Source organism: Streptomyces sp. R28 (assembly GCF_041052385.1).
In the GTDB taxonomy this organism is placed as follows: domain Bacteria; phylum Actinomycetota; class Actinomycetes; order Streptomycetales; family Streptomycetaceae; genus Streptomyces.
Map to the genome: position 1 here is coordinate 60198 of NZ_CP163439.1, position 20097 is coordinate 80294.

At 66.5% G+C, this 20097-nt stretch carries 14 protein-coding genes and 7 pseudogenes; 11 read left to right on the plus strand and 10 right to left on the minus strand.

Going from position 1 to position 20097, the window contains the following annotated elements; all coding sequences use genetic code 11:
* The first annotated feature begins 220 nt into the window (after positions 1–220).
* Positions 221–1012 carry an IS5 family transposase gene (locus AB5J49_RS00270; protein WP_369166418.1) on the plus strand — a complete coding sequence of 264 codons (792 nt, stop codon included), beginning with the start codon at positions 221–223 and terminating at the stop codon, positions 1010–1012.
* Here AB5J49_RS00270 and AB5J49_RS00275 read toward each other — a convergent pair.
* From AB5J49_RS00275 to AB5J49_RS00290, 4 genes and pseudogenes are all read right to left on the minus strand, one after another.
* On the minus strand, positions 969–1520 hold the full coding sequence (locus tag AB5J49_RS00275; protein ID WP_369166419.1) for a hypothetical protein: 552 nt from the start codon (positions 1518–1520) through the stop codon (positions 969–971). The two genes, AB5J49_RS00270 and AB5J49_RS00275, sit on opposite strands and share 44 nt — an antisense overlap.
* Before the next feature lie 112 nt (positions 1521–1632).
* Positions 1633–3105 (minus strand): prenyltransferase/squalene oxidase repeat-containing protein, encoded by a 1473-nt coding sequence (locus AB5J49_RS00280; RefSeq protein ID WP_369166420.1) that lies wholly within the window; start codon positions 3103–3105, stop codon positions 1633–1635.
* A gap of 256 nt (positions 3106–3361) precedes the next feature.
* Positions 3362–4489 carry a terpene synthase family protein gene (locus AB5J49_RS00285; RefSeq protein ID WP_369166421.1) on the minus strand — a complete coding sequence of 376 codons (1128 nt, stop codon included), beginning with the start codon at positions 4487–4489 and terminating at the stop codon, positions 3362–3364.
* A pseudogene (locus tag AB5J49_RS00290) lies at positions 4486–4959 on the minus strand (4-hydroxy-3-methylbut-2-enyl diphosphate reductase); the annotation flags it as partial. The pseudogene AB5J49_RS00290 and the gene AB5J49_RS00285, both read right to left, overlap by 4 nt.
* Positions 4960–5323: 364 nt before the next feature.
* Here AB5J49_RS00290 and AB5J49_RS00295 point away from each other — a divergent pair.
* Together AB5J49_RS00295 and AB5J49_RS00300 are read left to right on the plus strand one after the other, a co-directional pair.
* A pseudogene (locus tag AB5J49_RS00295) lies at positions 5324–6432 on the plus strand (IS256 family transposase); the annotation flags it as partial.
* Between the two features lie 383 nt (positions 6433–6815).
* Positions 6816–7586 carry a DeoR/GlpR family DNA-binding transcription regulator gene (locus AB5J49_RS00300; protein ID WP_369166422.1) on the plus strand — a complete coding sequence of 257 codons (771 nt, stop codon included), beginning with the start codon at positions 6816–6818 and terminating at the stop codon, positions 7584–7586.
* On the opposite strand, the pseudogene AB5J49_RS00305 reads toward AB5J49_RS00300, so the two are convergent.
* A pseudogene (locus AB5J49_RS00305) lies at positions 7583–8389 on the minus strand (IS5 family transposase). The gene AB5J49_RS00300 and the pseudogene AB5J49_RS00305 sit on opposite strands and share 4 nt — an antisense overlap.
* Before the next feature lie 159 nt (positions 8390–8548).
* Between AB5J49_RS00305 and AB5J49_RS00310 the strand changes: the two are divergent.
* The gene (locus AB5J49_RS00310; protein WP_369166423.1) at positions 8549–8884 is read left to right on the plus strand and encodes a hypothetical protein; all 336 of its coding nucleotides are present in this window, start codon (positions 8549–8551) and stop codon (positions 8882–8884) included.
* On the opposite strand, the gene AB5J49_RS00315 is transcribed toward AB5J49_RS00310, so the two are convergent.
* Positions 8881–9692 (minus strand): IS5 family transposase gene (locus AB5J49_RS00315; RefSeq protein ID WP_369174997.1). Its coding sequence is split into 2 segments (ribosomal slippage): positions 8881–9366 and positions 9369–9692, totalling 810 coding nucleotides; the frame shifts between segments, so codons are not numbered across the junction. The two genes, AB5J49_RS00310 and AB5J49_RS00315, sit on opposite strands and share 4 nt — an antisense overlap.
* Positions 9693–9829: 137 nt before the next feature.
* Between AB5J49_RS00315 and AB5J49_RS00320 the strand changes: the two are divergent.
* The 3 pseudogenes from AB5J49_RS00320 to AB5J49_RS00330 form a co-directional block, all read left to right on the plus strand.
* A pseudogene (locus AB5J49_RS00320) lies at positions 9830–10038 on the plus strand (DUF5926 family protein); the annotation flags it as partial.
* 822 nt (positions 10039–10860) lie between these two features.
* Positions 10861–11395 (plus strand): annotated as a pseudogene (locus tag AB5J49_RS00325) (winged helix-turn-helix domain-containing protein).
* Positions 11392–11706, plus strand: a pseudogene (locus AB5J49_RS00330) (DDE endonuclease); the annotation flags it as partial. The pseudogenes AB5J49_RS00325 and AB5J49_RS00330, both read left to right, overlap by 4 nt.
* 47 nt (positions 11707–11753) lie before the next feature.
* Here AB5J49_RS00330 and AB5J49_RS00335 read toward each other — a convergent pair.
* Positions 11754–12491 carry a hypothetical protein gene (locus AB5J49_RS00335; protein ID WP_369166424.1) on the minus strand — a complete coding sequence of 246 codons (738 nt, stop codon included), beginning with the start codon at positions 12489–12491 and terminating at the stop codon, positions 11754–11756.
* A 236-nt stretch (positions 12492–12727) separates the two neighbouring features.
* Between AB5J49_RS00335 and AB5J49_RS00340 the strand changes: the two genes are divergently transcribed.
* Positions 12728–13981, plus strand: a complete 1254-nt coding sequence (locus AB5J49_RS00340) for an IS256 family transposase (RefSeq protein ID WP_369166425.1) — start codon at positions 12728–12730, stop codon at positions 13979–13981.
* A 57-nt stretch (positions 13982–14038) separates the two neighbouring features.
* On the opposite strand, the gene AB5J49_RS00345 is transcribed toward AB5J49_RS00340, so the two are convergent.
* The 3 genes from AB5J49_RS00345 to AB5J49_RS00355 all read right to left on the minus strand — a co-directional run bounded on the left by AB5J49_RS00345 (position 14039) and on the right by AB5J49_RS00355 (position 16538).
* Positions 14039–14365, minus strand: a complete 327-nt coding sequence (locus AB5J49_RS00345) for a GNAT family N-acetyltransferase (protein ID WP_369166426.1) — start codon at positions 14363–14365, stop codon at positions 14039–14041.
* A 590-nt stretch (positions 14366–14955) separates the two neighbouring features.
* Positions 14956–15939 (minus strand): NADPH:quinone reductase, encoded by a 984-nt coding sequence (locus AB5J49_RS00350; RefSeq protein ID WP_369166427.1) that lies wholly within the window; start codon positions 15937–15939, stop codon positions 14956–14958.
* A 20-nt stretch (positions 15940–15959) separates the two neighbouring features.
* Positions 15960–16538: a PadR family transcriptional regulator gene (locus AB5J49_RS00355; protein ID WP_369166428.1), complete on the minus strand. Its 579-nt coding sequence runs from the start codon at positions 16536–16538 to the stop codon at positions 15960–15962.
* Between the two features lie 126 nt (positions 16539–16664).
* Between AB5J49_RS00355 and AB5J49_RS00360 the strand changes: the two genes are divergently transcribed.
* The 3 genes and pseudogenes from AB5J49_RS00360 to AB5J49_RS00370 all read left to right on the plus strand — a co-directional run bounded on the left by AB5J49_RS00360 (position 16665) and on the right by AB5J49_RS00370 (position 20048).
* A complete protein-coding gene (locus AB5J49_RS00360) occupies positions 16665–17057 on the plus strand; it encodes an ester cyclase (protein ID WP_369166429.1) in 393 nt (130 codons plus the stop codon).
* A gap of 516 nt (positions 17058–17573) precedes the next feature.
* A pseudogene (locus AB5J49_RS00365) lies at positions 17574–18343 on the plus strand (transposase).
* Between the two features lie 229 nt (positions 18344–18572).
* The gene (locus AB5J49_RS00370; protein WP_369166430.1) at positions 18573–20048 is read left to right on the plus strand and encodes an NF041680 family putative transposase; all 1476 of its coding nucleotides are present in this window, start codon (positions 18573–18575) and stop codon (positions 20046–20048) included.
* Positions 20049–20097: the final 49 nt, after the last annotated feature.

Consider the following 20097-nt stretch of genomic DNA (forward strand, 5'->3'; position numbering starts at 1 on the left):
TCCGGTCGGGTGATCCTGCCGTGGCGAGAGCATGAGGAAGGGGCCTCCTGAACAGCTCGTGGGTGTCGAATCCAGAGAGCAACAGGAGGCCCGTGTGCCGCAGTCTTCCGTGTTGATGGCCGGGCGGTCCAACTCGGCCGCTCCAACGTGTGATTGCCTCGCGCACGTGTACGGCAACGCGGCTGACCGGCCCGACCGGCAGCGCCGGTACCCGTCGGACATGACGGACGCGGAGTGGGCCGAGGTCCGGCCGCTGTTGCCGGTGCCGGGGTGGATGCGCGGGCGGGGTGGCCGGCCGGAGGGATACTGCCACCGCGCGCTGCCGGACGCGATCCGGTATCTCGTGGACAACGGGATCAAGTGGCGTGCGATGCCGGCCGACTTCCCGCCGTGGGACCGGGTGTATGCCTTCTTCCGCCGCTGGCGCGACCACGCCCTGGTCAGGGAGTTCCATGACCGGCTGCGCGCCCAGGTCCGCGAGCGGCTGGGCCGGGACGCGGAGCCGACGGCCGGCGTGATCGACTCGCAGTCGGTCAACGCGGACGCCGTCGTCGGCGCCGACAGCCGCGGCTTCGACGGCGGCAAGCTGGTCAACGGGCGCAAGCGGCACGTTGTGGTCGACACCCTCGGCCTGCTGCTCGGCGTGATGGTCACGAGCGCGGATGTCGGCGACCGCGCCGCCGCCCAAGTCCTGCTGCGCCAAGTCGCCGACGCCCACCACCTGCTGGAACTGGTCTGGGCCGACGGCGGCTACACCGGCAGCCTCGTCGAATACTGCCTGGCCACGTTCGCGCTGGTGTTGGCGATCGTCAAGCGCAGCGATGACATGCGCGGCTTCGTGGTACTGCCCAAGCGGTGGATCGTCGAGCGTCTCTTCGCCCACCTGATGCGCACCCGCCGCCCGGCGCGCGACTTCGAACGCCGCACCACCAGCGCCGAGGTGATGATCTACTGGTCGATGACTCTGCTCATGACCCGCCGGCCGGCCCGCTCACCCCGCGGGCGGGCGTGAACCGGCCCGGCGCCGGCTCGGCCAGCCAGCCACGCGCGACCAGGCGTTTCGCCTTCGACCGCAGCGCCTCCACCCGCGCCGGAACCACGTCCATGCCGAACAAGGCGGCCATCTCCTGGCAGGTCAGCGGTCCCTGCCCGAGCCGGGCCCGGTCCGCGAGCGCGGTGAGGACGCGCTGGTAGTCCACCGACAACACCGACCACGCAACCCCTTCACGCCACACCGGCACCTGCGACTTCGCCTTCGCCGCTCCCGGCGTCGGCGATGCCTCCCCGGCCTGTCCATCGGCGGTCGGTGCTGTCCGGCCGGCCTGGTCAGGGCCATGCCCGGTCTCGTCCGCCGGGGCAAGCACCTCATCCACCCGCGAGCGAGCGATGGCCCATTCCTTCCAGTCCCGCTCGGCCACGGCCAGTTCAGCCTGGATGCGATCGGCCTCCTCCCGCAGCTCGTCCATGCGGCGGCGAGCGACGAGCTCGCGCTGTCCCAGCAGTCCCACGACCGACGGCATCCATGACCTCCACAGCAGCGGCGACACGACAGACCACCACTCCCACAGGATCGTCGACCCTATGCCCGACCAGCGAAAACGCCGTCCTCAAGCCCGGAAAGACAACAACTTCTTAGGGAGCTTTGCCTAACCCGCGGGAGAGTGCCGAGAGGACACGGAGGTTGGTGAGGATCGGGAAGTTGTATCTGAAGGGTCGAGGGCCTACCTGGTCGGAGGGGCCGTCGAAGCTGCCGTCGGCATTCTGCCGCTCCGCCAGCCACTCAGTAGCCGTTCGCATCACACCCTGTTCCTTTGGGCGGTGTGTGATCAGCGCGGCGACAGCGTTCGATGTGCTGTTGGGGTCGCTGGGGCTTGCCGGGTTGGTTCCCCACCCGCCATCCGGGCGTTGGGTCTTGATGAGGCGGTGGCAGGCATAGTCAATAGCCTGCTGTATCGGCGCTCCTTCACCGGACCTGAGCGCCAGCGTGGCCTGACAGATCAGAAGGGGTTCACTGGTGGCCCAGTTCTCGGGCCAGGCTCCCTCGTCGGTCTGACTGCCAATCAGGAATTCTATGGCCTTGGACAGGCTGGAAGTGAGCGGCCTTCGGGGTGGCGTGAGTGCCATGATGGCATTGGCGGTCATCTCTGCCTCTGGCCGATGCCCGGGCAGGTAGGTCGGGAATCCACCCGCAGGGTCTGCGATCTGTTCCAGGTACTTCTCTGAGGCGTTGATCTGAGTCGCGTATGTGGCATCCGGTGCGGCACGCAGCAGGGAAAGGCACCAAGAGGTGGTGTCGACATCCGTCTGGCGAGTTTTCTCTGTGTAAGGCCAGCCGCCGTTCTCGTTCTGATGGCACGAGACGAATTCCTGCATAGCGCGTGTTGCTTGCGGGTCGATTTCCAATGCAGCCAGGGCTTGACCGCCGAGAGCGGTGAAGAAGACGTCATGCCCGACCATCGCCGGGATCCCGCCATCGGCGTTCTGCACGGAGGAAATGGCCCTGATGCCCCGGGCTATTAGGGGGTGGCCTGGATGAATAGCCGCCACTGCGTGCAAGGCCACCAGGTGGGCCAGGGTGTAACCCTCCCAGATCGTCTGGGTGCTGCCGCGCTCCAACTGCTGGACAAGGTGTATGCAGTGTTGTCTGTCGCCGCGCGCCCGAAGAATCTTGATGGCGGTCAGCATGAGCTCACCTGCTGGCGTACGGGTCTCCGGGAAGTGCTCGTCTACCGGACGAGTATCTATGCTGTGCCGTATCAGCCCTAAGATCTCGAAGAGCGTTTGGAGCAGTATCTTTTTTCGCATCCCGGTAAGGTGGTCGAATGAGGATATGAACTGTTCGGCCCTGTCGTTGGGGCGGGAATGCACCGATGCCGCCAGTAGAGCGTCGAGTGGATTCGAGTGCGAGCTGTCCAGCAGATACCTGGTGAGCCGCGCTTGCATATCCGGCGCGGCGTTCTCCTGCTTCAGGAGCGCTAGAAACAGTGCCGACTCGAGCCGACGACTACGACACCGGCCGCGAATGGAACCGTCCGCACCGAGTTGGCTGAGTACGTAGTGGGCGAGCGCGTCCCGGCTTGATCGCAGTACTGCGAGGCTGTTCATAGTGTTCCTTTTTGGAATCCGGCTTCCTGGAGGAGTCGCAGTGCGAGGGCTGATTCCAGGATTCAGCTGTGGAAGGCGTCCCGGACGGCGCTGGAACCGTCGATCCGGGTTGTGATTCGGTCCCGAAGCGCGGAAGCGGCCATGGGCAGGTCCGCGGGGAAGATCGCTGGGTGCCAGAGAGGCTGTGGACTGGGGCGCGGAACCCTCACGATGTGCTCACCTCCGTCGGGTGATGTGCCGGCGCATCCTGTCCGGTCTACTGTTCCGTGTCATCAGATGGCTCGGGTCCAGATACGAGGTGGTCAGACCACCACCAGGCGATGGAGTCGATGTCCGGGGGACGCGGGGAATTGTCGGTAGGAGTTTCCGAGCACATCGAGCTCACCAGGATGGGAGTCTGCATGCCGGTGGTGGGACTGCCCTCGCCAAAGCGGTAACGAACCGTGCTCAGGCACCAATCGAGGGAGCCGCGGATGTAGTGGCCCAGGCTTTGTGCGTACCGGTCCGCATGGGGTGCTGCCCCAGTTCCAAGCGCGCCGAGACTCAGGAAACGGCACATGGTGCGGTCACGCAGTCGGATAGCGGCGGCGTAGGCGCCCTGGAGCGAGTCACCACGCGTACGGCGCAGCACTTCGATCAGGTTGTGATCGTGCTGTCCGCGCTCGCATTCCTTGGGAAAGGAACAGATGTCGCTATCCCAGATGGAGATCGAGGCCGCCATTTCCATGAGGGCTGCGACGCGCTGATCCGATGCGGGCCTTGGGTCTAGTCGGCCGTTTGCTGCCAGAACGAGTTGCGTCACGGCGAGCGCTCCGCCTGCATGCATGCGCAGTGCGACGTAGTCATTCAAACTCGGCTTCACGTCGTCGGCAGCCATGGAGGCCAGACAAGCCTCGGTGAAGAGGTAGCCGCGCATCGCTTCGGTCCAACTGCTCACCCACCCCGGCGCGACAGCCAGCAGCCGCGTGCGGATGTCGTGGAGTGCCGCCGCGGTGGGACTGTCGCTGATCCGCGCCTCTGGCACATCAAGGACGCGCCGCAACTGTGCGACTGTCAGCATGAGTTCGCCGGGACGGCGCGAGAGTGGACCCTCAGTGACGTCGTCGAACGAGAAGATCCAGATCAGCAGGTCGCTGAGCAGCTGCACCGCCGCGCGGTCGCCGCGCGGAGCAAGGCGACCGGCAAACCCTTGCATACCCGCTGCCAGGCGGGCTCGGTGACGTGGTCCGTCGGCGAGGTGGAAGGCGTCCATGAAAGCGAACGTGGCGGCATCTATCGCGGATGCCTCGGGATGCGTTGCTGGTGGGATGGGACAGTACAACGGCGGCAGTTGAATCACCCCGGCTCGCCTACTGGACTGCGCGGCAGGATCTGTCTTAGTCATGGCAGTCTCCGTGTCTCGACACCTGCGGACATATGCCGACGATCAACCCGGAGCTCGGGTGGCAGACCAAACCGCTGGTGTTCTTCGGTGTAGGTGACGGTCTGTACGTCGCCGTAGCCGCGCTCGGCGAGCCACGTGAGGACGCCGCAGACGAGGATCTCGGGGACGGAGGCCCCGGAGCTCACACCGACGGTGGTCGCGCCGGTCAGCCAGGCGGCCTTGATCTGGTTGGCGTGGTCGACGAGGTGAGCCTGGCCGGCTCCAGCGGCGCGGGCCAATTCCACCAGGCGCTGGGAGTTGGAGGAGTTCGCCGAGCCGATGATGAAGACGAGGTCGGCGTCGGCGGCCAGCTGTTTGACGGCATGTTGCCGGTTTTGGGTGGCGTAGCAGACGTCGTCGCTGGGCGGGGACTTCAAGCTGGGGTAGCGGTCCTTGAGGGCGGTGGCGGTTTGGGTGGTCTCGTCGGCGGCAGGGCCGCGAGGTCGACGGTCTGAGCGTGCAGAGACGGGGCGGTCATCGGGCTCTTCGTTCGCCGGGGTCCCGGGCAAGGTACGGCCGTAACGTACCCAGAGCGCCACACCCGTTGCTGGAGGCGGGCGGCTGCCGGGTACAACCAGTGCACCGCCCCAACTCCCGGGCCGTACAGAGGGCTGGGGCGGTGAATGCGGTGCAACCGATGCAACTTTGCGCGCTTGTGAAATCCAGGCGGGGGTGGTCCGGCAGACCGGAACTGGGAGGAGTGGCGTGCCGCGCGCGTCGGCCGCCCGACCGTCGCCCCCGGCTCACTCGCAGACCAGCAGAGGCGATCCCCGCTCTCCCGCACGCATGCCTAACCTGACAAAGCGGCTGCTGGAGTCCGCCCTGGAGGGCGAGATCACCGACCATCTCGGCTATGACAAGCACGATCCGGCCGGCAAGGACGGCGGCAACTCCCGCAACGGCAAACGCTCCAAGACCGTCCTAACCGATGTCGGGCCGGTGGAGATAACCGTGCCCCGCGACCGGGACGGCTCTTTCGAGCCGAAGATCGTGAAGAAGCGGAAAGAAGCGCCTGACCGGCGTCGACGAGATGGTGATCTCGCTGGCCGCGAAGGGCCTGACCACCGGCGAAGTGCAGGCTCACCTGGCAGAGGTCTATGGGCGCCGAGGTGTCCCGGCAGACCATCTCCACCATCACCGACAAGGTCCTCGAGGGCATGGCCGAATGGCAGAGTCGCCCCCTCGACGCCGTCTACCCGGTGGTCTTCATTGACGCCATCCACGTGAAAATCCGCGACGGCGCGGTCGCCAACCGGCCCATCTATGTGGCCCTGGCCGTCACCACCGAGGGCCGTCGCGACATCCTGGGGCTGTGGGCAGGCGACGGCGAGGGCGCCAAGCACTGGCTGCACATCCTCACCGAGATCAAGAACCGCGGTGTCAGCGACGTCCTCATGCTGGTCTGCGATGGGCTCAAGGGTCTGCCGGAGGCGGTGGAGACCGTCTGGCCGCAGACAATCGTGCAGACCTGCGTGGTGCACCTGCTGCGGAACTCGTTCCGCTATGCCGCCCGCCAGGACTGGGACAAGATCTCCAAGCTCCTCAAGCCCGTCTACACCGCTCCCACCGAAGAGGCTGCCCTGGACCGGTTCGCCGAGTTCGCAGACGCCTGGGGTAGGAAGTATCCAGCGATCGTGAAGCTGTGGGAGAACTCGTGGGAGGAGTTCACTCCGTTCCTGCGGTTCGACAGCGAGATCCGCCGCATCGTCTGCACGACGAACGCGATCGAGTCGGTCAACGCCCGGATCCGGCGAGCGGTCAAGGCCCGCGGACACTTCCCGAACGAGCAAGCAGCGTTGAAGTGCGTCTACATGGCCATCATGTCGCTCGATCCCACCGGCAAGGGCCAAGCCCGCTGGACCATGCGCTGGAAGACCGCGCTGAACGCCTTCGACATCACCTTCGACGGGCGCCTATCGGCGGCCCGTCACAAACCCCAACTACCCCAGTTACACCGCTCGTTTGACAGACCTTCCCACCGGACCGTCAGAGCACCATAAGCGGTTGCTGTGTGCCCACGGCCACTCTTTACATAGGTCATGTGCGACTTACAGGGGCTAACACAATGAGGCGGACAGCCCTCAGAGCAACTTGCCCAGTGCACCATGGCGAGCGGTTCTTCTGCGACGCCCGGCGACCTGGACTGCCTTCAAACGGGTCGAATCGACCGGCCACTGGGGTGGGCAGCCAGCGCATGGGCGGCACCGCCGCGGATGCCCGAGCAGTCGTCAACTGCCTCTGAAAGTCAGCAGATTGCGCCAGTCGACAGCGTGTAGTGTCCCGTTGCGTGCTGGCTGAACGACGACACCAAATCATCTTGCGGGCCCTACGTTCCGGCGGCACCGCCTCCGTGGCCGACCTCGCCGAGCAGCTTGACTCCAGCGCGGCGACCATCCGTCGTGACCTCCTCAAGTTGGAGGCAGACGGGCTACTCATCCGTGTCCATGGTGGAGCGGTCATCGACGAGGAGCGAGCTCCCTTCAACGATGCTGCTGAGGTTCTGGTGGCGGAGAAGGACGCCATTGCCGCCCAAGCGGCCACGATGATCGAGGACGGTCAGTCGATCATTCTCGACAGCGGTACAACGGTCCACCGGCTGGCACTTCAACTGCACAGTCGTCGACTTACCGTGATCACCAACAACCTCGCCGTGTATGACGAGCTCATCGGCGACGAGAACATCGACCTGATGCTGCTCGGGGGCATGGTCATCCGTGAGTCACGCATGCTGGACGGTTTCATGGCGGAGGACAATCTCCGCCAAGTTCACGCCGACTGGTTGTTCATGGGTGCTTGTGGCCTCCGCCCCGGGGGCCAGGTCATGGACACCACCGTGGCCGAGGTGCCCGCCCGACGCGCCATGATTGCCGCCGGCGACAAGGTGGTGCTCCTGGCCGACAAGAGCAAGTTCCCGGGAACCGGCATGGTGAAGATCTGCGGCCCCGAAGACCTGGACGCGCTTATCACCAACGCATCGGAAGACGACGCGACCTGTATGGCCCTGCGCGAGGCCGGCGTGAAAGTAATACCGACGGCTCCGGCCACAGTCGGCGGCTAACAAAGCGACTTGTACTGCCGGTAAGCGATGAGGCAGCAGGCGAGTTTGAGGAACGCTTCGTGGATGTCGGCTCGCCGTTCCCATCGGATCCGCAGGCGTCGGAAGCCGTGCAGCCACGCGAAACTCCGTTCTACGACCCAGCGGTAGGTGCCCAGGCCCGTGCCGTGCAGGGTGCCGCGGCGGGCGATGGCGGGCACGATGCCGCGGGCGCGGACCTGGTCGCGGTAGATGTCGTGGTCGTAGCCGCGGTCCGCGAACAAGGAGTCCGGCTTGCGGCGAGGATGGCCTATCCGGCCGCGGACCGGTGGGATCGCGTCGAGCAGGGACAACAGTTGGGTGACGTCGTTGCGGTTGCCGCCGGTCAGCAGAACGGCGAGTGGAGTGCCGTGCCCGTCGGTGATCAAGTGATGCTTGGAGCCGGTCCGGCCCCGGTCGACCGGTGAAGGGCCCGTATGGTGCCCCCTTTTAGCGCCCGGACGTGGGAGGAGTCGACCACGCAGCGGGACCAGTCCAGCCGCGAGGCCGCGTTCAACTCGGCGAGCAGCACCTCATGCAGACGCTGCCAGACGCCAGCCTCGTTCCAGTCCCGCAGCTGCCGCCAGCACGTCATTCCCGAACCGAAGCCCAGTTCTTGCGGCAGGTACTCCCACTGGATACCACTCTGCAGCACATAACAGGATTCCGCACAGCACGTCCCGGTCCGGCAACGGCTTGCGACCCGGATACCGAAAGCGCCGTTCGCGCTGCGGCAGCAACGGCTCCAGGCGATCCCACAGCTCATCCGACACCATCCACGGCGACATCCCCACAACGGACTGAACGCTCAACTACCGCCCTGGACACGGCCACCAGGGCTGGGCTACCTCATTGTGTTAGCCGTTGTTAGAGCTCCTAACAGAATGACCTGTCAGCGATTTCAAGGTCACGTCAGGGTCGGTGACTGTGGTTGCTAGGGTCCGACAGTGACCTTGACGGACCTCAGCAATGGCTTTCGCGATGATGATCAGCGGCGACGCGTCCAGGCGGTCATCCACGATCGCCTTGCCGATGACCGTGAGCCGCAGGAGTGCCGCTATCTCATGCGGTTCTGGTGGCAGCTGAGCATGCCCTACCAAGAGGTGTCGATGGACCAGCTCAGCCTGAACGTCAGCGAGCCGAAGCTCGAGGTGCTCGAAGAGCTGATCAGCGCCGCCAGGACGTCTCATGACGAGGTCGACGCATGGGTGGCCACCGTGCGGGATGCCTTCCCGGTGGTTCAAGACCGTGGCTTCCAAGCCGCGTCGGGAGGCGACAGCTAGCGCAACGAGTTCAGCTGCCGGTGGGAGATGAGGCAGCAGGCCAGTTTGAGGAACGCCTCGTGGATGTCGGCTCGTCGTTCCCAGCGGATCCGAAGGCGCCGGAAGCCGTGCAGCCAGGCAAAACTCCTCTCCACGACCCAGCGGTAGGTGCCCAGCCCGGTGCCATGCCGGGTGCCGCGGCGGGCGATCGCGGGCACGATGCCGCGAGCGCGGACTTGGCCGCGGTAGATGTCGTGGTCGTAGCCACGGTCGGCAAAGAGCGAGTCGGGCTTGCGGCGGGGCCGGCCAACTCGTCCGCGGACCGGCGGGATCGCATCGAGCAGGGGCAGCAGCTGCGTGACATCGTTGCGGTTGCCGCCGGTCAACAGGACCGCTAGCGGCGTGCCGTATCCATCGGTGATCAAGTGGTGCTTCGAGCCCGCCCGCCCCCGGTCGACCGGTGACGGGCCTGTCTGGCTCCCCCTTTTAGCGCCCGGACGTGGGAGGAGTCGACCACGCAGCGGGACCAGTCCAGACGTGAGCCTGCGTTTAGCTCGGCGAGCAGGACCTCGTGCAGTCGTTGCCAGACACCGGCTTCGTTCCAGTCCCGTAGGCGGCGCCAACACGTCATGCCCAAGCCGAAACCGAGGTCCTGCGGCAGGTACTCCCACTGGATCCCGGTGTGTAGCACGTACAGGATCCCGCACAGCACGTCCCGGTCGGGCAAGGCCCTGCGCCCTGGATACCGGAAGCGCCGCTCACGCTGTGGCAACAGCGGCTCCAGGTGGCCCCACAGCTCATCCGACACGATCCACGGCGATGTCCCCACACTCAGCCGAACGCTCAACTACCGCCTGGGACACGGCTATCAGGGCCGATCCGCCTCATTGTGTCAGCCGCTGTAAAAAGCACAATTCCAGTGTCCTCGTGACTCCTCCGACCGCACGTCGGGCGACATCAGCCGCGGCCTCGTGCCGATGCCAGACGCCGGAGACGAATTAACTGCGCTGGGTAATGCCTCACACCGAGGAGCAGCTTCTGGACGCCCTCGCGCTGGGAGACGCCGAACCGCCGAGTTCGCCGAACGTCTCACCATCGCCCTGGCGTCCCACCCGCTGTCCGCCGAAGAGTGGCGCGTGCGCGTCGGCCTGACCAAGCGCCAGGCCCCCAACTGAAGCTTGGGTAGAAATCCAAGCTACACCGACGAACCGAACAACACGGCCAGGCCCTTGGGAATCGATGGCTCCTGTCACAACTCCCCTGCGGAGCAAGGGAATCCGTGACTGGAAAGCCCGGATCGAATTTGCGAACCACCGATCTCTTGTTACGGTTTCAAAATTCGATCCTCGGGTCACGGCCACGCCTTCCAGCTGGAGGCGTGCTCAGCGGCTCCAGCGGCGCGGGACGCTCTCCTGCACTGTTGAATGGAGGAGCCGGTCTTGAAGCTGATCCCTTGGCTAAAGGACCGGTGGCGCCATGTGCAACCACACGTCACAGCCGATCGGGCATCCGTGGCCTTGGAGACCATGGGATTGCTTGTGGCCGTGATGGTTTGGGCGCCCTGGCGATAACACCAGGCCCCGGCTGGGCGTTCCGCGTAGCAGATCCGCTCGCCAGGGCCTGATACATCACCGGTGAGGGCCTTCGTCTCGCCCGCGGTAGCCGCCGCGGGGCACACGGGACGGAGGCCCTTTCCATTTGCTCGTCAGGCTACCAGCGAGCTGCCCGTGGTCGGCGGGCTGGCCGCAGCCGGCGGGCAGGAGAAGGTTCGTGCTGCGGAAGATGGCGACCGGGTGCGGTGCGCCGTTCCGCGCGCCGTACACCCCTACAACTCGGTCTCGCTCACATCTGCTGGGCCGCTACTTTAGCGCCATCGGATGCGCGAATGGGGCTACTTCCCGGTTTCCGTGCGCTGACGCGGAACGCTCTGCTACTGACCTTCAAAGCGTGGTGTCGTAGGGACTGACCTCTCATGATCCGTGCGATATGCCGACCGCATGAGGCATGCGCAAGGGGGCGGGCTGACTGACGAACGGCGGGCCTTCCGCGAGAAGTTGCGGTTGCAGGCGGCCGAGCGGTTCAGGCAGGGCGAGAAGAACACGGTCATCGCTCACGACCTGCGGGGTCAGCGTCCGGTCGGTACAGCGCTGGCGCAAGGCTTGGTCGCAGGATGGGCCGAGAGCCCCGAAAGGCCCAGCATCGCTGCCGCTGCTCAGCGACGAACTGTTCGCCGTGCTAGAGCGGGAGCTGGCCAGGGGCCCGACGGCACATGGGTGGCCGGACCAGACCCGGACCCTGTCGCGGATCAGGACGCTCAGCGGGCGCCGTCTCCACAAGAGCTACACCGTGCAAGGGGTGGGCGCCCTGCTCAAGCGGCACGGCTGGAGCTGCCAGGTCCCCGCCCGGCGGGCGATCGAGCGGGACGAGAACCTGGTGGCCAGCTGGGTGGAGGAGACCTGGCCCCAGGTGGAAGGACCGTGGCGGCGCTCGACGCCTGGCTCGTCTTCGAGGACGAAGCCGGATTCTCGATGACGCCGCCCACCACCCGCACCTGGTCCCGACGCGGCCACACCCCTGTGGTCCGCGTCCGGGGCCGCTCCCGCCGCCGCTTATCGGTGGCCGCCCTGGCCTGCTACAAGACCGGCGAAGCCTCACGGCTGATCTACCGGCCCTGCCCAGACGCCCGGCCCGATGGGCGCAAAAGCTTCTCCTGGAAGGACTACCGCGACCTGATCCAGACCGCCCACCAGCAGCTTGGCGGCCCCATCGTGCTGGTCTGGGACAACCTCAACACCCACCTCACCACCGGCATGCACCGGTACATCGCCGACCGCGACTGGCTCGACGACATCACGCACTCGACACGGTAGTCGGAGAGCCCTTTCGGTACTCAGATGTGCTGCATCCAGATATTGGGCTCTACGTAGGTGCCCTGATCAGCGGAGTGGTCGAGTCGTAGCAAGCTCAGCCCTTCAGGGATGACGTAGTCACCCGTTTCGGGGAAAGCCATGCCGGTCCACCCCTCCCATTCGGCGATTGTGCCGGTCATGGTTTGCGACTCGGGAGCCGCTGCGAGAATGCGGGCGCCCAGACGCTGGTGCGTCCGGATCCATGGATCCAGGGCCATACCGTCCTCACGGGTCCACCTCATGAAGGCCTCGATGGACGTCAGTGGGTAGCGGGCTTTCAAGGTCGGGCGGACCGGTGCGATGACGCGCGGCCATCCTGCATCCTCGGCGAGTTGGCGCAGTGCTTCGAGTGTCTCCCCGGCCAGGCCGCGTCCTTTGAGTGACGGGGTGACGATTGCTCCGCAGATCACCAGGGTGTCGGGTTCGACGCCTTGTTCTCGCCCCTCCACGGCGCGGATCGTGGCCTGGGTGTAGCCAGTGGGGAGTGTCTCCGTTCGCCCATCCCACCGGATCGGTATACCCCAGCCGGCCGCGACAGGCATGCCGTGGTCGTCCACCAGCGTGAGATTAAGGTCGGCGAACCACTCCCTGATCCTGCCTATGTACTGCTTGGCCAGCCGATCGGCTGTGATGAACTCCGGGAAGCCCTCGCTGAAGAGCTCCTGCATCTGCTCATCAGGCCATGTGCGTGCGTCTGTTCGCTCAACAGTCAAGGTCACCGGCCCGTTTATAGCGCACCGACCACAGACGGAGCGACAGAGTTCTTATGGCTTGGGCTGGAGCAGGCCGCCGGGATCACGCCCTGTCCGCCCTCACGACACCACGCTTGAAGGGAGCAATGCTCATGACCTGTGGATCGGCCTCGGGTTGGGCGCAAAGGACGTACCTTCCCGAGTGATCGACTTCTGGTCATCGAGTAGGCCGACGTTGCACCGTCGGCCGGGAAGGCACGCCCGTGCTGAGCGTAGTAAATGCCGATGGAACGACCGAGACCGGCTCCCTGATCGACGACATCGTCCGCGAGGGCGCGAGACGGATGCTCGCCGCCGCCCTGGAAGCCGAAGTCAACGCGTATATAGCCGAGTTGGCCGACCAGCGCGACGAGCACGGGCGCCGCCTGGTGGTCCGCAACGGCTATCACCAGCCGAGGAAGGTCACGACCGCGGCCGGGGCGGTCGAGGTGAAGGCACCACGGGTGAACGACAAGCGCGTCGACGAGGCCTCGGGCGAGCGCAAGCGGTTCTCCTCCGCGATCCTGCCGCCTTGGTGCCGCAAGTCCCCGAAGATCAGCGAGGTGCTGCCCCTGCTCTATCTCCACGGCCTGTCATCTGGCGACTTCGTGCCCGCACTCGAGCAGTTCCTGGGGTCGAGGGCCGGGCTATCGCCGGCGACGGTCACCCGCCTCACCCAGCAGTGGCAGGCCGACCACCAGGCGTTCGGCGAGCGCGATCTGTCCGCCAGCGACTACATCTACGTCTGGGCCGACGGCATCCACCTGCGCATACGCCTGAGGGAGGCGAAGTCGTGCGTGCTGGTGCTGATGGGCGTCCGCGCGGACGGCACGAAAGAGCTGATCGCCATGAACGATGGCTACCGCGAGTCCGCCGACTCCTGGGCCGACCTGCTGCGCGACTGCCAACGGCGCGGGATGCGCGCTCCCGTCCTCGCGGTCGGCGACGGCGCACTCGGCTTCTGGAAGGCCCTGGCCGAAGTCTTCCCCGAGACCCGGCACCAGAGGTGCTGGGTTCACAAGATCGCCAACGTTGCGAACGCCCTGCCGAAGTCCGCGCAGCCCGGCGCGAAGAAGGCCCTGCAGGAGATCTCCAACGCCGAGGACCGCGACCACGCGCTCAAGGCCGTCGCCGCGTTCGCCAAGAGCTACGGCGCGAAGTTCCCCAAGGCTGTCAAGAAGATCACCGACGACGTCGACGAACTGCTGGCGTTCTACGACTTTCCCGCCGAGCACTGGATCCACTTGCGCACAACGAACTCGATTGAGTCGACCTTCGCCACCGTCCGCTTGCGGACCAAGGTCACCCGAGGTGCCGGCAGCGCGGCCGCCGCCTTGGCCATGGTCTTCAAGCTGGTCGAGTCCGCCCAGGCCCGCTGGCGGGCCGTGAACTCACCTCACCTCGTCGCCGTCGTCCGCGCCGGAGCCCGCTTCGAACGCGGACAGCTCATCGAGCGCACGCAGCCCCTCTCGGCATGACAACCTTGCTGTCCCTGTCGTCGTGCCCTACCTGGGCCAAGATCAGGTTGCTGGGTGTCACAAAGGCGACAACATCATGAGGACCTCATCGCGATCGCCGTCGGAGGCCAGCCGCAGAGCGCCGGGCCACCTGCCGATCTCCTTCCAGCCGAGTCGGCCATAGAACTCTTCGAGACCGACACCACCGCGGGCGGCAAGGTGCAGCTGCTCCAGGCCCATCTCGTCGCGGGCGACCTCACGGACCCGGTTCATCAATGCCGCGCCGATCCCCTGGCCCCGGACGCCGAGACGGGTTTGCACGTGGTGAATCGTGCCCCAGTGCGCGACGACCGGGTGGGGATCGCAGCGGATGTTCAGCCAGCTCGCGACGGTGCCATCGGCCAAGGCGATGAGAAGGCGGCTGGTCGTTGGGGCAAGCTTCTCGATGATGCGGTCAAGGACAGCGGTGACCTCGCGGCGTCCACCGGCGGAAAGGGGAACCCGGCCGCCCCACCCGCATTGCTCACCTCGGTCCAGCAGTCCACGAGGGTCTGCTTCAGCTCGTCAGTGATCTCGTGCGGGTCAACGATCTGGGTGAAGCCAAGGGCGTTGCTGCTGGTCATGGGGACGAGTGTCACAAACGAGCCGCGCTCGTCGACACTCGGGGGCACCCACCCGAACTCGCTGGTGCAGACAATGATCCACAGGATTTGACAATTACTCCGACGCCCTCGACTCCGCCAGCTGAACCCGAGAGCTGACCAAGCCGGGCAAACTTCGTTGAGACGCCGTCAAAGATCGTTTGAGACGGGTCAGTGCGGACAGCCGTCAGGTGCTCGGGTTCCTCTGTCCCTTGTCACCCAATCGAGTCGTTTGACAGCGAACCCAGTCGTTTCGGCTTCTTTGACAGTGAACTTAGTCGTGTGAGGTGAGCGATCCAGTAGCCGTCAATGAGACGGGGGTTGCTGGTGACGGGCCGGTGTTCCGAGTCTGCGCTATTGGGGGAGGGTGACCAGGATGCGGCCGTGGACACCGCCGGTGTCGACGTGGTCGTGGGCCTTGGTGATTTGGTCCAGCGGGTAGCGGTCGCGGACGTCGACGGTGAGGGCGCCGACGGCGGCGGCGGCGGTGAGGTCGCGGACGGCCTGGCGCTTGGCCTCGGCGGGGAAGTCGTCGCTGCCGAGCAGCCGCAGGGTGACGTTGTTGAACAGCAGCGGCCAGAAAGGGATTTCGGTGCGGTCTGAGCGGGTGGCATAGGCGGCGATGACGGCATTGTTGGCGGCGACGGCGTTGTCGAGGTCGGCGTTGTCGGACAGCGCGACCTCGATGATCCGGTCGATGCCCTGCGGTGCGTACGAGCGGATGGCCGCGGCGGGGTCGCTGGTATCCAGGGCGACGGCGTGGGAGACGACGGCCGGGTCGATGTGGTCGAGGTCCGCGGTTCGGCGGACGGTGGCGATCACGGTGGCGCCGGCCCACTGGGCAAGCTGGGCGGCCAGGGAGCCGACGCCGCCAAGGACTCCGTGGACCAGGACCAGTTGGCCGTCGACCGGGCCGTCGGCGAAGACGGTGCGGTGGGCGGTGATGCCGGGGATGCCGAGGCTCGCCCCCAGCTCGTCACTGAGGTGGTCGGGCAGGGGTGGGGCTTGGTGGTCGGGTACGACGGTGTACTGGGCGGCGGTGCCGAAGGAGCGGTAGGACTGGGCGCCGTGTACCCAGACCCGTTGTCCGACGCGGTGGACGTCGACTCCGGCGCCCACGGCGTCGATGACTCCGGCGGCGTCGCTGTGCGGGATCACCCGCGGGAAGGGCATGGACGAGCCGAGCCAGCCGCGCCGTTTCTTGGTGTCGCCGGGGTTGACGCCCGAGACGGTGACGCGGACGCGGACCTCGCCAGGGCCGGGGACGGGATCAGGGAGTTCACCGACGTGCAGGACATCGGCGGCGGGGCCCTGGGCGTCGTACCAGGAAGCAAGCATGGGGGTACCTCCGTGGACAGTCAGCTCGCGGGAGCAGCGGGCGCATGCGGATCGCTGTCGGTGTATCCGGTGTCGAATACGGGCGGTTCCTCCCCGAGGGTCTCGCGCAGCCAGGTCCGTTCGGCGCGGCTGGTGGCGCGGGCGGTGAGCAGCATGCCCCTCCGGTAGGGGTCGGCGATCTCCTCGGCACGCAGGGGCCGCTCGTTGTCGTAGAAGAAACTCGCCGGTTCTTCCAGGAACTCCAGCCGTCTGCGCAGCACCGCGTGCTGTTCGGCCACGTCGGGCAGGTGGGAGAGGAATGCCAGGACGACGTAGAACCGCGTGAAGTCGGTGATCTCGTGGTCGGCGGGCTTGCGCAGGCGTTGAAGCATTTCGGCCCGTCCGGCCTCGGTCAGGCTGAGCACGTACCGGGCCGCCCCCGCAGCTGGGTCGGCGCGCCGCTCGATCAAGCCCGCCCTGGTCAGGCGATTGATCGCCGGATACAGGCTGCCGTCACTGACCGGCCGCGTATAGCCGGTCAGCTGTGAGACGCGGCGGCGCAGCTCGTGTCCAGGCAGGGGTCCCTCGGCGAGGAAGCCGAGTATCGCGAGTTCCAGCATGAGTCCATCTTCGCACGCGAACATCGAATCGATGTGAACATCGATTCGATGTTACGCTCGCTGGTACCCGCCCAAACGTCTCTGGAGAGGCACAGCAAGATGCCATCGCAGTCCACCGAGTCAGTGATGAACCGTTTCGTCGAGTTCATCAACACGGGCAACGAGGATCTCGCCCGCGAGGTCATTTCTCCGGACGCGGTGTTCCACGCGCCCAGCCACCCGGAACCACTGCGAGGGCCCGATGGGTACATGGAAGTCATCGGGATGATGCGCGGCGCCTTCCCCGACGTCCAGTGGACGCTGGAGGAGACGGTCGCCGAAGGCGACACCGTGGCCGCGCGGTTCACCATGCGGGGAACCCACGACGGTGAATTCTTCGGGATCCCGGCGAGCGGCAACAAGATCTCGGTGCAGGCCATGAACTTCTACTACCTGACCGACGGCCGGATCGTCGGCGAACGGGGCCAGCCCGATCTCCTCGGGGTGATGCAGCAGATCGGTGCCGTACCGGCGCCGTGAACCTCGTAGCGCCGCGTGAGCCCGCTATCGCGCGGAACTACCGCTGCCGGGAGGTACGTCGCCCCGGCAAAAGGGGAAGGCCCACACCGGCCCGCGGGCGGCCGACGCAGGTTCACTGCAAGAGGTTGGCCTTCCACATGACGCTCCTTGCCATCCAACCCAGTCGGCGCAGGCGGGCAGGGGGTCCGGGCCGAAAGAAGCGTCACGCGACTGCGTTGACAGCGAAGTTAGTCCGCGCAGGTCAGCGACTTCGGCCCGACTAACTTCGCTGTCAAAGGACATCCTCCACAGATGCCGCTCGTCCAGGGGCCCGAATCGCACGTCTCCGCGCGCAAGGTCGACGAGGATGGGCTCTCACGGACCCGCTCTGCCTCGATGGCGAGAGGCGTCTCGTCATCGCGCTGGCTGTGCGCGAGCAACGCCACCGCGAGTTGCAGGGTTTCGTCCTGCTCCATCATCCGTCTTCAGTCCGTCGGCTCGACGAAGGCACCCTAACCGGCCTGGGATGATCTTGGTGTGGCTGGTGTGATCACGGCGTCGGAGCCGTCCTGGATAGCCCCGTTCTCCGGGCTCAGCCCCCGCGCCTTCGGGAAACTGGTGACGGTTCTGCGACGCGAGGGTGCGGACGTGGTCCGCAAAGGCCGGCCATGGAGTCTTCCGCTGGAGGACCGCGCTCTGCTGGTTGCGGCGTACTGGCGCACGAACCTCACGATGCGGCAGCTCGCGCCGCTGTTCGGGGTGTCAAAGTCTGCGGCGGACCGCATCATCAATCACCTCGGGCCGTTGTTCGCTCTCCAGCCCCGCAAGCGGTTCGCCAAGGACGCCGTCCTCATCGTGGACGGCACCCTGGTCCCCACCCGGGACCACACCATCGCGGACGGTCCAAGAACTAGCGGTACTCCACCAACCATCAGGTCGTCATCGACGCCGACACCCGGCTGGTCGTCGTGGTCGGCCGGCCGCTGTCCGGGAACCGCAACGACTGCAAGGCGTGGGACGAGTCCGGCGCCAAGGCCGCCGTCGGCAACATCGTCACGATCGCCGACGGCGGATACCCGGGCACTGGACTGGTCATCCCGCACCGCCGGCAGCGCGGTCAGCTTGAACTGCCGGAGTGGAAAGAGGAACACAATCGGTCCCACAAGCAGGTCCGGGCCCGGGTCGAGCACGTCTTCGCCCGCTTGAAGACCTGGAAGATCCTCCGCGACTGCCGCCTCAAGGGCGACGGCGTCCACCACGCCATGCTCGGCATCGCCCGGATGCACAACCTCGCCCGCGCCGGATAGGGAAGTGGGCCGCACGGCGGCCCACCATGCCTGGGACAACCAGAAGATCATTTACGGGACAGCCCTTTAGCTGCAAGGTTAAGGAACAGGTACTTAGCTTGTCATTTAACGACCGGCGTCGAACGTGGCTCGAACTTGATCAGCGTTTTCGCACTTCAGCGGACACGTAGGCGGCCTCCGTCTGATCCTGTGCTCCGTCACAGAGTGGATCAGCGCGAAGGCCGTGGTCGTGAGTTTGGTGCATCAGGGCGTCCTGCGGGATGCGTTCGCGGAAGTGTCACACTTCCGGTCGGAGCTGTACGCGTGTCTGACCGTGCGGGGCGACGCGTTGTTCGAGTTATGCGACGCGCTGCTGTGCACGGACGGGCCGGTGCGAACGCTGGTTGATCTCGCGCTCGCTCCCGAGCACCGCCGTGGGCACGGAGCGCTGTACGGCGGACTCAACCAGGGCCGGATCGACGTGGCCCGGCTGCGTCGTGCCCTGGCTGGGGTGCCGTTGCCACGGGCGGCGGACGGTCGGCTCGTGCCGGCGGTGGATGTCTCGCCGTGGCTGCGACCGGACGCCAACACGTGTGCTGACCGGGCCTTTTGCCACACCTTCGGGCGGGGTGAGGGCAAGCATCAGATGGTGCCAGGCTGGCCGTACTCGGTGGTGGCCGCGCTGGAGACCGGCCGCACGTCCTGGACGGCGGTGCTGGACGCGGCCCGTCTCGAGCCCGGTGCCGATGTCGCCGCGGTGACCACCGAGCAGATCCGTGAGGTCATCGAGCGGCTGGTCGCCGCCGACCAGTGGCGGCCTGGTGACCCGGAGGTCCTGGTCGTGCTGGACGCCGGATACGACGCCCCGCGCATCGCCCACCTGCTGGATGACCTGCCCGTCGAGATCCTCGGCCGGCTCCGTTCAGATCGGGTAATGCGGCGTCCGACACCCTCCCGCAAAGAGTTCCACCTGGCCAACCCCAGGGGCGGCCGGCCGCCCAAGCACGGCGGCGAGTTCGTCTTCGGCGACCCCGCAACCTGGGGCACCGAGCAGGCCGTGACGGTCACGGACACCCGGCTCTACGGGAAGGCGACCGCGCAGGCATGGGACCGGCTGCACCCGCGGCTGACCCGCCGGGCCGCATGGCTCGAGCACGACGGGCCGTTGCCCGTCATCGAGGGGACCGTTATCCGCCTGGTCGTTCAGAAGCTGCCCAGTGGCGGCGTCAACAAGCCGGTCTGGCTGTGGTGGTCGCGCACCGGCGCCACCGAAGCGGACGTCGACCGCTGCTGGCAGTGCTTCCTTCGCCGCTTCGACATCGAGCACACATTCCGCCTGTTCAAGCAGACCCTCGGCTGGACCAAGCCCCGGCTTCGCAGCTCGGAAGCTGCCGACCGGTGGACCTGGCTCGTAATCGCCGCCTACGCCCAGATCCGGCTCGCACGCCCGCTGGCCACCGACCTCCGCAGGCCCTGGGAGAAGCCGACCGATCCGAACAGGCTCACGCCCGCCCGCGTCCGCAGGGTGTTCAGGAACCTGCACGCGAAGACCGGTTCCCCGGCTGGTGCACCGAAACCGTCCCGCCCCGGCCCAGGCAGGCCGCCAGGCTCGAAGAACCGGCTACCGGCCGCGCGTCACGACGTCGGGCGGGTCCTCGCCACCGGCGAGGCGTTCAGCCGTCCCGCCCACCACAAAGTCGGCACCAAGCCGCGCCGCGGCACCTGAAGCTCCGCCCGCCTGAACCGTCAGGAAGCCGACGAGGTTGGATGGCTCC

Coding starts and splice junctions, on each gene's coding strand:
- AB5J49_RS00270 (WP_369166418.1), top strand. CDS start 221: ATGACGGACGCGGAGTGGGCCGAGGTCCGGCCGCTGTTGCCGGTGCCG.
- AB5J49_RS00275 (WP_369166419.1), bottom strand. CDS start 1,520: ATGCCGTCGGTCGTGGGACTGCTGGGACAGCGCGAGCTCGTCGCTCGC.
- AB5J49_RS00280 (WP_369166420.1), bottom strand. CDS start 3,105: ATGAACAGCCTCGCAGTACTGCGATCAAGCCGGGACGCGCTCGCCCAC.
- AB5J49_RS00285 (WP_369166421.1), bottom strand. CDS start 4,489: ATGACTAAGACAGATCCTGCCGCGCAGTCCAGTAGGCGAGCCGGGGTG.
- AB5J49_RS00350 (WP_369166427.1), bottom strand. CDS start 15,939: ATGCTTGCTTCCTGGTACGACGCCCAGGGCCCCGCCGCCGATGTCCTG.
- AB5J49_RS00355 (WP_369166428.1), bottom strand. CDS start 16,538: ATGCTGGAACTCGCGATACTCGGCTTCCTCGCCGAGGGACCCCTGCCT.
- AB5J49_RS00360 (WP_369166429.1), top strand. CDS start 16,665: ATGAACCGTTTCGTCGAGTTCATCAACACGGGCAACGAGGATCTCGCC.